This window comes from Psychrobacter sp. CX90 (assembly GCF_057396305.2).
The window spans coordinates 1,629,832-1,643,890 of sequence record NZ_CM182008.1; the positions used below are offsets into that span (position 1 = coordinate 1,629,832).

Genomic DNA, 14,059 nt, shown 5'->3' on the forward strand with positions numbered 1-14,059 from the left:
ATATTGTTGAGTGGACTATTACCCATGGATGCCGTGGTTGAATTTTGTGAGGCTGCATTTGTCATTCGCTGTCTCCCTCAATATTCTTAGCCTTATTATTCATGTGATACTTGGCCGCATCGATAGGCTCATATTGATAAGGCTTGGCATATTCAACCGCATCTGTGACATCATTGTTATCATAAGAGAGCAGCTCATTGTTAGTTTGGCCAATCAATTGGCTGCTGTGACTTTCATTTTCATCATCAAGCGCTTTTTTACCTAAATGATAGGCGGCAACTAAAGCTGCTAATAACAGCATTGCAGCAACTTCAATTAACAATAGGTACTCAGTAAAAAGTGTTATACCAACTTGTTTGGCTGACACAGTACCGCTACCAATCATCTTAGTAGCTTCTACACTATTGCCAACGCTACCTATATTACCTACTGAAATCATGTAATACATGACAACAGAAATAATAAAAGTAAGACCCGCTGGGACTGCCCAGACGCTAGAATCTAACCAGCGACTTTCTCGCGCATCGCTTTTAACACCCAAATTTAACATCATTATGACGAATACAAATAAAACGAGAATGGCACCTGCGTAGACAATAACCTGAAGAGCCCCAGCAAAGGGCGCACCAATGATGATAAAGATGCCTGCCAGTGCAAGCAGAGACACAATCATAGAGAGTATTGCATGAACAGGATTTGCCAACATAATCACACGGAGGCTAGCAATAACTGCCACAAGACCAAGTGCATAAAAACCAACTAATGCAGTGTTATTAAACCAACTCATGGCAAGAGACTCCTTAAATCTATAGGTTCTGCTTCATTTTTAGCAGCACCTTTCGGTTTGTCTTCGATCGCCATGCCTGAAACACGGTAATAGTTATAATCAGGATATTTACCTGGGCCTGAAATCAGTAAGTGCTCTTTTTCATAGACTAAATTTTGACGAACATACTCGCCCAGTTCAAAGTCAGGGGTTAACTGAATGGCAGTCGTGGGACACGCCTCTTCACACATACCGCAAAAAATGCAGCGCGAAAAATTAATACGGAAAAACTCTGGATACCAACGTCCGTCTTCTCGCTCCGCTTTTTGCAAAGAGATACACCCAACTGGACAGGCTACCGCACATAAGTTACAGGCGACACAGCGCTCATCACCATCTGGATCGCGGGTTAATACAATGCGCCCTCTAAAGCGTGGCGGTACAGGAACAGGCTGTTCAGGATACAAAATGGTATCTCGAGGTCTAAACGCATGACTATTAACCATCCACATTGAACGCACAATAGTAAACATGCCCACAACTGTATTTTTTAAGGTTTTAAACATGTTGACTTCTCAAATTGCTTATTAGTCCTTTGCAGATTCAAAATGATTAGCAAGTTGACTAATAATTATAAGAATTAAAAGTATAAAACTGTTCGACTCAAATTTATTAACCATTCAATGGTTTAAGATATTCAACGAAAGTAATGTTTTCAACTTGTCGATATCAAGATAAATGCTGCCGTGATTAACAAGTTAATTAACGTCACGGGTAAACATACTTTCCATCCAAAGTTCATAACTTGGTCATATCGAGGACGCATCAACGAACCCCGAGCCAACACAAACAATGTCATAAAGAATAAGGTTTTAATCATAAACCAAAAGGCAGGAGGTAAAATAGTAAAGCCTAGATTCATTGGTGCATCCCAACCACCAAAGAATAGACAGGTCATCAATGCAGAAACCAACACCACATTGACGTATTCGCCAATAAAAAACATACCAAACTTCATACCTGAATATTCAACATGATAGCCTTCGGCAAGCTCTTGCTCAGCTTCAGGTTGATCGAAGGGATGTCTGTGGGTAACTGCCACACCTGCAACAATGAACGTTAAAAAACCTAGAAACTGGGGAAATATATTCCAGTTCCAAAACCCTCCGGTTTGTGCCGCTACGATATCACGTAAATTAAATGATCCAGTTAACGCCACCACACCCATTAGCGAGAGACCTAAAAACACCTCATAGCTTATGGTTTGTGCTGCACTACGTAACCCGCCTAATAGAGAGTATTTATTTTCTGACGCCCACCCACCAAACATGACCGCATACACCGCCATACCAGCCATAGCAAAGAAAAATAAGAGGCCAATGTTCCAGTCGGCAACACCGAGCGTTGGTGATATAGGTATAATGACAAATGAGGCGAGTGCGGTAAACATTGCAATTGCTGGTGCTAAGATAAACATGAATTTGTCAGCAAATTTAGGTGTCCAATCTTCCTTGAAGAAGATTTTCAGCATATCAGCAACCAGTTGCAAGGAGCCAAATGGTCCAACTCTATTTGGCCCATAACGGTCTTGCCAAAGTGCCAGCATGCGACGTTCATAGATAATCATAACTGCCGCAACACTGACAACGACTAAAAAGATGAACAGGGATTGTGCAACTAAAAAAAGTACAGCCCATGCTTCAAAAGACAGGCTTTGACTTAAAAATCCAGGCACATCAGGAACGATACGAGCAACTTGTGTAGCGGTTTGCATATTAGACTCCCTGATCAACTGGCTGAGCATTATGGGATGAATCATCTAAGTTATCATCTAGCTTATTAGTAACAGGATCAGTATGCGTAACAGTAGGTGGGTCTATTTTATGAATCGACGCTGGTAAATGGCCATGTATAATCGGTACTTGTCCCACAGGATAACCAATACAACCCTCTGCTAAATAAGGTATGATTTTTACGGGTAGCTCAATGCGCGAGCCATTCGTAGTTACTGCTAACCAATCATTATTGCTTAATAACCAATGCTCAGCATCTTCCTGTCCCACATAAAATGTAGCCCCGGGTAACTGACCTGCCACTACAGGACTGCGACTGGCAATCGCTGAACTCGCAAACATATTGTAAACAGGCACCAGTTTTGCCTTGCCTTGGAATAGGCTTGTTTTTATTGAGGCAGTTAGCATAGGACGTACGTAGTCACGTTTTGTAAGTTTGGCATCCTGTTCAGGGATATCAAAGAGACGAACCCCTGGATCACCTTGTTTAAGGCTACCGCCTACTTTGTCTTGATATTTATTCCAAGCTTGAGGGGAGTTCCAACCTGGCGCTTGAGCAAAAGGAATCATTGCGCTGTCGGTTTTATTGCCAGAATAACCTTCCATAGAAAATGTTAGCGCTGTATCCAAGTCTTTTGGCTGCATAGGCTCATGCACTGAAATGGGCGCTCTCATAGCAGTACGCCCAGAATAGCGTCTTGGTTCTCTCGCTACTTTTAATCCTGAAATTCGATAATCTGCACTTGGCGCGGCTTGTTTAATACCCGTAAGATTGGGATGTGTCTCAGTCAGCTCAGCTATCACATCATCAAGCTGCGTCCAATCAACTGGCATACCTTTAAGGGTAGTCTCAATAGCATGCAACCATCGCCAGCCTTCTTTGATGCAGTTCATCGGCTTATAATAATTTGGATCGTACACTTGGAAGAATCTCTGCGCCCGACCCTCGCTAGAAATGAGCGTACCATCAGCTTCAGCGAAACTTGCGGCTGGTAAAACTAAGTCAACAAATTGATGCCAATGTAGAGCCTGATGATCCAGCACAATAACCGTTTTATTCTTGAGTAATTCAGCTAGATTATCTACATCTATGACATCAGTTAACTGATTTTCTGCAACGATAATGACATCGAAATCTGTAGATAACACCTCTTCAACCGGAGCACCACCTAATAGGCAAACTCCCATACTATTCGCGTCGGCAACACTTAAGTATAGTCCGGCCTGATTACTATAACGCTCATTAGGCGTTTGGAGTTCCAATTTTTGGGCCTGATCAGGCTGGCGTTCTAATTTATCTTTGCCAGTATTTTTATCCGTTTTCGCATCCAGCTCTTTGTCTTCTTCTGGTTGCTCTTCTGCACTTTGAGCACGGACTTTGGCGTTGTGTATCTCAATTTGTTCGATCTCATAGGCTTTGATGGCTGCGCGTTTATCTGTTAAGGCTTGAGCTACCTGTGCAGCAGCTTCAATAATGGCGACATTAAATAAACTCGTTCCTGATATGACTAATGGCTTATCCGCTGTGACTAAATCTAAAGCTATTTGCTTAGCCAAATCTTGTATTGGATCAGACTCCTGTTCTGACTCTACTTTATGTGGAGCATCAGCAACTTGAACAAGGTCTAGATTATCATTTAAATTATCAGGCAGATGTTTAACTGTCTCAGCAACCGCAAAACCAAGAGCGATAATATCTTCAGGGGTTGCCACACAGCTTACTTCACTAATGTCATCAAGCTTAGTCTGCACGACATCGGCAATATAAACAGGGCTAAGCTCCTTTTGTCCAATTCGTTTTACAGGCTCTGCTAACCACTGTTGGGTTTTTAATGCTTCTGCCATTTTTAGCGCTTTATTTTTAGCCGCTTGACGCACAGCTAATGCCACTCTGGGGCTAATTTGAGTGATATCTTCACCCAATATAAATACGGCATCATAACTTTCAATTTCAGCGAGACTAGGATTATGAATCCCTTGTGTGTTTAAAACTTCAATACACTTATCGACTAACTGTTGTTGATGACTGTTTAATCCAGTAGAAAAACTCTCATACCCTACAAGTTTTTTTAATGAATAATTGGTCTCTAAGCTTGCTCTTGATGAGCCAATACCGATAATTTTTTTGCCTTTAATACGCTTAACGGCTTCATCTAAAGCGTAATCTACATTTATCTTAACTCGCTTATTGTTAATATATTCAATAGGGTTTACTGGGCGATCTTTACGGTTGACATAACCATAGGAAAAACGACCTAAATCACATAAAAAATAACGATTTACCTCGCCGTTATAACGATTTTCGATGCGACGCAATTCGCCATATCGTTCACCTGCCGAGATATTGCAACCCACTGAGCAGCCATGACAAATGCTTGGGGCATATTGCATATCCCATTTACGATTGTATCTATCAGAGTGTGTTTTATCAGTAAACACACCTGTTGGGCACACTTCTGTCAAATTCCCAGAAAACTCACTTTCAAACTGGCCATCTTTGTCACGACCAAAATAAACACGGTTGTTAGACCCATAAACGCCTAAATCCTCACCACCTGCATAATCTTTGTAGTAACGTACACAGCGATAACAAGCAATACAGCGATTCATCTCGTGGGCAATAAAAGGGCCTAGCTCTTGATTGTGATGCGTACGTTTGGTAAATCGGTAACGACGCTTATGATGACCTGACATATAGGTCATATCTTGCAAATGACAATGTCCACCCTCTTCACAAGTAGGACAGTCATGCGGATGATTAGTCATTAAGAATTCGACAATAGATTGACGAAATGCCTTGGCCTCACTGTCATCTACAGAAATATACATATCATCTGTTGGTGCAACCATACAAGACATGACCAAACGCCCACGCCCAGATTTCGCATCTTCAGCATTTTGAAACTGCTTTACAGCACATTGGCGGCAAGAACCGACAGAACCCAATGCGGGGTGATAGCAGAAATAAGGCACATCGATACCTAATGACAGGCATGCCTCTAAAAGGTTGTCTGCTCCATTAACTTCGACCTGCTTACCGTCAATATGAATGACCGCCATGCCTATTTACACTCCTCTACTTCACATCGCTAGTATTAGAAGGTGCATTATTTTTCGCATCCTCTGAACCTGACTTTGTGGCATCATTTAGATCTTTCTTAGTGATTGCACCTGCACTACTTGAAAGCTTGTTTTTAACCACATCTGACATCACTTTTTTTATTTCTGACTCTGCCCACTGTGAGGTTTCAATATCAGCTTCGGTGGGCACCTTGGTAATAATTTTATTATCAAATTCATGGCGAAAATACTTAAGCGCACTCATCAACGGTTCCATAGCACCTGGTGCATGCGCACAGAAAGTCTTTCCTAACCATAAGTCACGAGTTAAGCCTTCAAGCTTTTCCACATCACCTTTTTGACCCTGACCATTTTCGATTGCTGAGATCAGTTTTACACCCCATGGTAAACCATCACGACATGGCGTACACCAGCCACAAGATTCTCGTTGGAAAAATATTTGTAGATTTCTTTGCAGAGACACCATATCTTGAGACTCATCGACTACCATTATTAGCCCAGTTCCCATACGGCTACCCGCTTTTTGAATAGGATCGAAGTCCATTGGCGTATCTAAATGCTCAGGAGTCAGAAAATCAGTGGATGCACCTCCTGGCAGCCAAGCTTTTAGACGCTTACCCTCTTTCATACCCCCAGCAAAATCTTCAATGATTTCTCGTGCAGTATAGCCAAATGGTAATTCCCATAAACCGGGGTCATTGACCAACCCGGAGCAGCCAAATAGCTTGGTGCCTGGTGTTTCACTGTTGCCCTTTTCATTTGGCAAAGACTGATACCAATCCACACCATTGACCATAATTGCAGGCATATTACTTAGGGTTTCTACGTTATTGACAACAGTGGGTCTACCCCAAGCACCCGATACTTGTGGAAAAGGCGGCTTAGTACGTGGGTTGGCTCGGCGGCCTTCAAGACAGTTAATCAGTGCCGTTTCTTCTCCACAAATATAGCGACCTGCACCTGTATGGACGTGTACATTAAAACTAAAATCACTACCTAAAATATCAGAGCCAAGTAAGTTGTTCGCAAGACACTCATCAATAGCCTTCATTAATCGTTCAGCGGCAATAATATATTCGCCGCGGATAAAAATGTAACCATCCGTTGCGCCGATAGCATGTGCGGTAATAAGCATACCTTCAATCAATTGAAAAGGGAGACGCTCCATTAATAGGCGATCTTTAAACGTGCCCGGCTCCATCTCATCAGCATTACAAATTAGGTATCTCGCTCCCCCATCTGGTGGTGTCATGAATGACCATTTTAAACCTGCGTTAAAACCTGCACCGCCTCGACCACGCACGTTAGCCGCTTTAATCATATTCCCCACATCTTTTGCAGGCTTATTTAAGGCGTTTTTTAGACCTTCAAATCCTCGCAACGATTGATAGGTTTCCAAATCTAAAATGGCATCGTGATGAGCCAATCGCCACGTTAAAGGCTTTGTCTCAATTGTAGCTTTCTCTTTGTCGCCATATATGGGAATACGTTGCTCATTGAGCTGACTTGGGGCTTTACCCGATTTACGCTTAGCGAATTGCTCAGCAATGGTTAGCTTTCTACGACCTGTGTCTGTCACAGATGCCTTACTTATCACATCAGAAATGGTTGACATATTAGGGGTCATGCTATCAGTACTCATAAGTAATACTCCAATAGCTCAGCAACATCATCAGGCTCAACAGGGCCAAAAGTATCTTCATCAATTAACACTGCAGGACCCTTATCACAATTCCCTAAACAGCAAATTGGCAATAGCGTAAATCGTCCATCTGAAGTAGTTTGACCAAATTCTATACCCAATTGAGACTTCAGCTCAACAGCGAGCGCCTCATACCCTGTTAGATAGCAAGCCACTGAGTCACATACTAAAATAACATGACGCCCCACAGGAGAGCGATAAATGCGATTAAAGAAAGTGGCCACACCCTCAATATCAGTTACTGGTACATCTAGTAGATTTGCAATTGCATTAACCTGAGCATCATTTACCCAGCCATTACGTTTTTGAACCAGTTTTAGAGCATCAAGTGATGCTGCACGGGCCTGAGGATAATGATGAATGTACTCATGTATTCCCTCAATCTCTTGTGCAGTTAAAATGCTTGCTACGTCGACTGTTGGTGCTTTATCGGTCACGATTTTCACAGTGCCAATCCTTTACTTAATAATTGCTTAATAATTGCTTAATAGTATCAGCGATACAATTTAATGCTTAGACGATATCAATTTTAGTGCTAAAAGCTTATCTATCCGTATCTGCCATCACAATATCAATAGACGCCAAATAAATAATTAAATCAGATACCAAGCTACCGTTAATAACTGATGGCATTTGTTGTAAATGGGCAAATGTAGGGGTGCGTATGCGAGTACGGTAACTCATGGTCGCGCGGTCAGAGGTTACATAATAGCTATTAATACCTTTAGTGGCTTCAACCATCATAGAAGATTCACCAGCAGGCATAACAGGACCCCAAGATACTGAGATAAAATGATTAATTAATGTCTCAATATCATTTAGAGTACGATCTTTTGGGGGTGGCACAGCTAAGGGATGATCCGCTTTATAAGGCCCTGACGGCATGTTCTCCATACATTGACGGATAATACGTAATGACTGACGGATTTCTTCAATCTTAACCATACATCTGTCATAAGCATCGCCATTATAAAAAACGGGAACTTCAAAATCATAATTCTCATAACCCATATAAGGGCGCGCTTTACGTAAATCAAAGTCAATGCCTGTTGCCCTGAGCCCTGCCCCTGTCACACCCCAAGCAAGCGCTTGTTTGGCATCGTATTGGGCTACATTCTGGGTACGCCCTTTGAGCACAGAATTTTTCATGGCTGCTTTAACATACTCATCTAAACGCTTGGGCATCCAGTCTAAAAACTCACGTACTAATCGATTCCAACCACGAGGCAGGTCAGCAGCAGTACCCCCAATTCGGAACCAAGCTGGATGCATCCGATAGCCAGTAACGGCTTCAATGACATCATAAGCTTTTTGGCGGTCGGTAAACATATAAAAGACGGGCGTCATACCACCTGCATCTTGAATAAAAGTACCAAAATAGAGCAAATTGTTGGTAATACGAAAAAACTCACTCATCATTACCCGAATGGTCTGTGCTCGATCTGGCACGGTAATACCGGCCATTTGTTCAACAGCCATCACATAGGGCAGCTCGTTCATAACCCCACCAAGATAGTCGATACGATCGGTGTATGGGATAAATGAATGCCATGTTTGGCGCTCCGCCATCTTTTCAGCGCCGCGGTGGTGATAGCCAATATCTGGAATGCAATCAATAATCTCTTCACCATCCAGCTGCAATACTAGGCGGAATGCACCATGAGCTGAAGGATGGTTTGGGCCTAAGTTTAAGAACATAAAGTCCTCATCTCGCCCTGAGCGTTTCATCCCCCACTCTTCTGGGACAAATCTTAGATTCTCTTGTTCGAATTGTTGCTTAGCAGCATTTAAAAAATAGGGCGTAAATTCGGTTGCACGTGCGTGATACTCTTTACGAAGTGGATGTCCTTCCCAATATTTTGGCAGTAGGATACGCGTTAAATGAGGATGACCATCGAATACGATACCAAACATATCCCATACTTCACGCTCGTACCAATTTGCATTGGGCCATATCTTAGTAGCCGTAGGAACTTTTAAGTCATCCTCAGATAAAGCAACTTTAACGCGAATATCACTATTACGTTCAAGTGACATCAAATGATAAAACACCGTAAAGTCACTGTCAGGAAGGCCATCACGATGTTGACGTAAACGTTCATCTATCGCTGATAAATCCAAAAGCATCACATAAGGCTTTGGCAGCATACGTAAGAACAACAAAACATCGAGTAAGTCTTCACGTGCCACCCAAATAGTCGGCATTGCTTCGACCGTATGTTGCTGCACAAATTTACCAGAAAATTTATGCCCAAGCTCGCGTATTACGGGTGACTGAGTCTGATTTATATTTTCTGATTTATTTTTATCTTCTACCGTTGCCATGGTTACCGCTTACCTCAGAGTTTTTAAAACTTTTAATGACATTAAATAATGACACTGCAACTGTTAAGTTATTATTAATAATACACGGGTTATAGGTAACGCAAAACAGTCAAAATATCGATTTAAACTTATTACCTCACCTCTAATAATATTAAAACTGAAACCTGATTAATAAATACCATACCTATTAAATACTATCTGGGCTACGCAAGTTTTTCACAGCAATGCGATCTGCCTGCTTGCGGTCACGTTCAGGCTGCATTTGTGGCTGATAAATACCTTTGTCATTGACAAATGCACCTAATGGGCGGCGCTCTTTAGTGATGGAGTCTTGCAGTAACATCAGACCCTGTATAAGAGCTTCTGGACGCGGAGGGCAACCGGGCACATATACATCAACTGGAATAATTTTGTCTACGCCTTGTACCACTGAGTAAATATCATACATACCACCCGAGTTGGCACAAGCACCCATGGAAATAACCCACTTCGGCTCAAGCATCTGTTCATATAAACGCTGAATAACGGGTGCCATTTTGACAAAACAGGTGCCGGCAACAATCATCACATCTGCTTGACGGGGTGACGCACGAATAACCTCTGCACCAAATCTCGATAAGTCATGAACAGCCGTCAAAGTAGTGGCATATTCTACATAACAGCAAGACGTACCAAAGTTAAACGGCCAAAGCGAGTGCTTACGACCCCAGTTCGCTGAAGCATGCACCATATCTTCAAGCTTACCCATAAATACATTACGATTGACCTCATCTTCAATGGGGTCACTGACAGTAGTACGGGTTTGCGCTGGAAACTTATCAGCATCGGGATTGGCTCGGGTTAGTGTATATTTCATGATATAACCCTTAGGAAGATGTTTTAGCAGAAGGTAAAGTGGTATGAGTCTGGTTAGCAAAATCTACTGAGGTAACATTACCTGTGGTATTAATATGGTCAATATTAGCTAAATGGCGCTTATTTATCGCAATGTCATTCGATACATTAACTTGACCAGAAGATTGGGCAGGTACTTTACCTGTTGGATCAGTATGTAGCTCTTCTATACCATCAAACTTAGTAATATCAGCCAAGTTAAAACCTAAAGGAGGGGCTGTTAAACGCTCTTTTCTACGACGCTTATCAGCAGGCGCCCAATTTAAAGCTCCAATACCTAATGCGTAAATCAGACCAATTAATAGCTCAACGACAAAGACAACCACCGTAGCATAGCCAACCCAGCCAACCTCTCTGACAGATACAGAATAGGCAAATAGGTACAGGGCTTCTAAATCAAAGATAACGAAAAAAATGGCTACCAGATAAAATTTAGCAGACATACGAATTCGGGCATTGCCAGCTCCGACAACACCCGATTCAAAGACTTCTTCTTTTTCTGCACCTTGTGACCGACCACCCAATAATCGTGGTACAACGAGCATAAATAACACCAAACCAATGGCAGCTAGGATAAAAGCTAATGCTGACCAGTTAAAGGCGGACGTCATTGATGAATCTCCTCACTCGCTAATATCAACTTATGTATGAGCCACAGCGAAAGCAGGTCACTCATTTAATGCTAAGAAAATATATTGGCTGGCGAAATTGAAAAAGCTACTATACTTATTTTTTAAGCTAAAATCTAAATTAAAACTGAACTTAAAGTTCATTATTTATAAGGACAAATAACACAACAACTCTCGAGGTTAACGATATTATGTTTCTTAGCAGTTGAGTTAGCACTAGGATAAACTGAGAAACTTTAACATACTGATACATTTAGAATCGGTATTATATCATTTATTTAAGAGTAACTCTATGTTCGTGGTAATGTAACCCCTTTTTGACCCTGATACTTACCACCTCGATCTTTATAGCTTGTTTCACATATATCATCAGCATCTGATTGGAAAAAAAGCATTTGTGCAACGCCTTCTCCTGCATAAATACGCGCCGGCAGAGTCGTTGTGTTACTAAACTCTAACGTTACGTGACCCTCCCATTCAGGCTCAAGCGGCGTTACATTAACAATGATTCCGCAGCGAGCATATGTTGACTTACCGAGGCAGATGGTTAACACATCTCTTGGAATTTTAAAATATTCAACAGTACGGGCAAGAGCAAAAGAGTTCGGTGGAATAATACACTCATCTCCCACAATATCGATAAAGCTATTTTCATCAAAGTTTTTGGGATCAACAATAGCCGAATGCACGTTGGTAAATACTTTGAATTCACGCGCACATCGCACATCATAGCCATAGCTTGATGTACCATAACTGACCAGCTTTTCGCCGGCCTCATTAAAACGCACTTGACCTGACTCAAATGGCTGGATCATGCCATGTTCTTCGGCCATTTTACGAATCCAACGGTCAGACTTTATCGACATACGAAACCCTTAATTTTTAAAGATATTATTTTTTACTCGAATGTTACTTAACTAACATAACCAAGTTAAAACACACTAAGTTATGATAAACCAAGCTAAATTAGACTGAGTTATATAAGACTAAGTCGAGTAAAACAAGTAGCGGTGATTATAAGTAATTCCATTTGAAATTTACAGGGTTATCTACTTATATTGTTTTATCATATTTCTCAAGCGCTTCTGTAGGTCTTCTTAGGTATCATTTAGACAGTGATTATGTATTAGTAATAGCATTTAGAATAATACAACTCAGTTAAAAAATACGTCCATCATCCCGTTTTTTGGCAAACTTAGCGATGTTCGTTTCAATTCTTTTAGCAATCTCAATATAGAAGCTCGCATAGTCGTCACCTGCCCCATTATTAGCAATGACACTCGGCTCACCTTTATCAGCTTGAGCACGTATACTCCTTACTAGTGGCAACTGACCTAATAAAGGTACCTGATATTCTTCGGCTATCATCTCGCCGCCACCTTCACCAAAAATAGCATCCGTATACCCACAGTTAGAACAAGTATGTAATGCCATATTCTCAACCACACCAATAACAGGGATACTGGTTTTATTAAACATCTCAATACCTTTTTGGGCATCCATCAAGGCTATATGCTGTGGCGTAGTCACAATTATCGCACCCGTTACAGGAATACGCTGGGCTAGCGTCAATTGAATATCGCCCGTGCCCGGTGGCATATCAATGACTAAATAGTCCAGCATTGGCCAATTGGTCTGATTAAACAACTGCATTAGCGCACCAGTTGCCTTAGGCCCGCGCCATGCCACTGGCGTATTATCACCCTCCAATAAACTGCCGATAGACAGCATTGCTAAACCGTGTGCTTCAACGGGTACAAACTGTTCATTTTCAAGCTGCGGTTTTACGCCTTCAACGCCAAGCATACTTGGCATAGAGGGGCCATAAATATCAGCATCTAATATACCAACTCGATTACCCAGTTTTTGCAGGGCTAAAGCAATATTAACCGTCGTGGTTGATTTGCCCACCCCGCCTTTACCTGACGCAACCACAATAATATGTTTTATACGAGGATGCGGCTGTAAGCTTTCTTGTGTAGGGGCACGTTTGGTAATGGGCGGTTCATTAGACTCACCAGCCTTACTCGCTGTTACCTCAATCGTTTTTGGCAGTGCTTTGCCACTGCCTTTAGTAGAAGAGACAGATGAAGCGGACAATGCATTACTTGAGTGAACATTTTTATGGGAAGATTGAGGTGGTAAACTGACATTAAGATTCACTTCATTTATACCAAATATCTGTAATTCCAAACCAAGTAAGCGTTGCAACTCTTCTGGATTAACCTCCGCTGGCAATCGCAAATCAACCGTAACTGAATCGCCTTGGTGGCTAAATTTTGTCAGCTCAATGTTTTGGTTACTGCTCTTAAATGGACTACCAGAGTTATAGCTACTTAAGACCTTTTCAACAGCAGATTGCAACTCATCAGTTGGCTGAGAGTTCTTATGCAGGCTGTTATTTTTATTTTTGGACTTTGTTATAAAGTTAAACATTGATGCCCCTTGACATGACGTTTGTAAACTGGCAATTAGATGCACCTAACAGCCAGTATAACCAACAAGACATAATAAAAAAAACCACTTTAATATCATTGAGTTATTATAAAGCCTAAACCGTGCGCTCAAAATAACGCAATTCATTTGAAATCTTAGAATCTGTATTAACGACCTTTAATTAGCAATAGAGGCACTAAGGCTATCCCATTCCATCACGATTATTAAGGTATGGCAAAACTGTGGCTTGATTATCTCATTGCTCTACTGTCTTCTATCTTCCACATATTCTAAGGTTTAATATGTGTATCATATATAATATAAGCGATATGAAATAAAAGATATCAATAGAAATGGGTTACAGTTCTATTAGCTGATTATTTACTTAGTAAGTTAATTAGTAAGTTAATTAGTAAGTTACTTGGTTAGTTAC

General features: G+C 41.4%; 11 protein-coding genes. All 11 read right to left on the bottom strand.

All coding sequences use genetic code 11. The annotated features are described in order from the left end of the window. Positions 1 to 61 precede the first annotated feature (61 nt). The 11 genes from nuoJ to apbC all read right to left on the bottom strand — a co-directional run bounded on the left by nuoJ (position 62) and on the right by apbC (position 13,626). A complete protein-coding gene (gene nuoJ, locus AC2SLN_RS06420; protein ID WP_486549314.1) occupies positions 62 to 787 on the bottom strand; it encodes an NADH-quinone oxidoreductase subunit J in 726 nt (241 codons plus the stop codon). Further along, on the bottom strand, positions 784 to 1,332 hold the full coding sequence (gene nuoI / locus AC2SLN_RS06425) for an NADH-quinone oxidoreductase subunit NuoI (protein ID WP_486529848.1): 549 nt from the start codon (positions 1,330 to 1,332) through the stop codon (positions 784 to 786). Before nuoI ends, nuoJ begins: the two co-directional genes overlap by 4 nt. Before the next feature lie 149 nt (positions 1,333 to 1,481). After that, positions 1,482 to 2,540, bottom strand: coding sequence for an NADH-quinone oxidoreductase subunit NuoH (gene nuoH / locus AC2SLN_RS06430; protein WP_486549313.1), 1,059 nt, complete (start codon positions 2,538 to 2,540; stop codon positions 1,482 to 1,484). 1 nt (position 2,541) lies between these two features. Further along, positions 2,542 to 5,619: an NADH-quinone oxidoreductase subunit NuoG gene (nuoG, locus tag AC2SLN_RS06435; protein ID WP_486549312.1), complete on the bottom strand. Its 3,078-nt coding sequence runs from the start codon at positions 5,617 to 5,619 to the stop codon at positions 2,542 to 2,544. A gap of 16 nt (positions 5,620 to 5,635) precedes the next feature. Further along, entirely contained in the window at positions 5,636 to 7,255 is a 1,620-nt protein-coding gene (gene nuoF / locus AC2SLN_RS06440; protein WP_486549364.1) for an NADH-quinone oxidoreductase subunit NuoF, read from the bottom strand. 23 nt (positions 7,256 to 7,278) lie between these two features. Beyond that, the gene (nuoE, locus tag AC2SLN_RS06445; RefSeq protein ID WP_486549311.1) at positions 7,279 to 7,788 is read right to left on the bottom strand and encodes an NADH-quinone oxidoreductase subunit NuoE; all 510 of its coding nucleotides are present in this window, start codon (positions 7,786 to 7,788) and stop codon (positions 7,279 to 7,281) included. 97 nt (positions 7,789 to 7,885) lie between these two features. Beyond that, complete coding sequence (gene nuoC, locus AC2SLN_RS06450; protein ID WP_486549310.1) at positions 7,886 to 9,667, bottom strand: NADH-quinone oxidoreductase subunit C/D; 1,782 nt, start codon at positions 9,665 to 9,667, stop codon at positions 7,886 to 7,888. A gap of 187 nt (positions 9,668 to 9,854) precedes the next feature. Further along, the gene (locus tag AC2SLN_RS06455; protein WP_486529843.1) at positions 9,855 to 10,523 is read right to left on the bottom strand and encodes a NuoB/complex I 20 kDa subunit family protein; all 669 of its coding nucleotides are present in this window, start codon (positions 10,521 to 10,523) and stop codon (positions 9,855 to 9,857) included. A gap of 10 nt (positions 10,524 to 10,533) precedes the next feature. Then, positions 10,534 to 11,172, bottom strand: coding sequence for an NADH-quinone oxidoreductase subunit A (gene ndhC, locus AC2SLN_RS06460; RefSeq protein ID WP_486549309.1), 639 nt, complete (start codon positions 11,170 to 11,172; stop codon positions 10,534 to 10,536). Between the two features lie 308 nt (positions 11,173 to 11,480). Then, positions 11,481 to 12,056 (bottom strand): dCTP deaminase, encoded by a 576-nt coding sequence (gene dcd, locus AC2SLN_RS06465; protein WP_486529841.1) that lies wholly within the window; start codon positions 12,054 to 12,056, stop codon positions 11,481 to 11,483. Between the two features lie 292 nt (positions 12,057 to 12,348). Continuing rightward, positions 12,349 to 13,626, bottom strand: a complete 1,278-nt coding sequence (gene apbC, locus AC2SLN_RS06470; RefSeq protein WP_486549308.1) for an iron-sulfur cluster carrier protein ApbC — start codon at positions 13,624 to 13,626, stop codon at positions 12,349 to 12,351. Between the last annotated feature and the right edge of the window lie 433 nt (positions 13,627 to 14,059).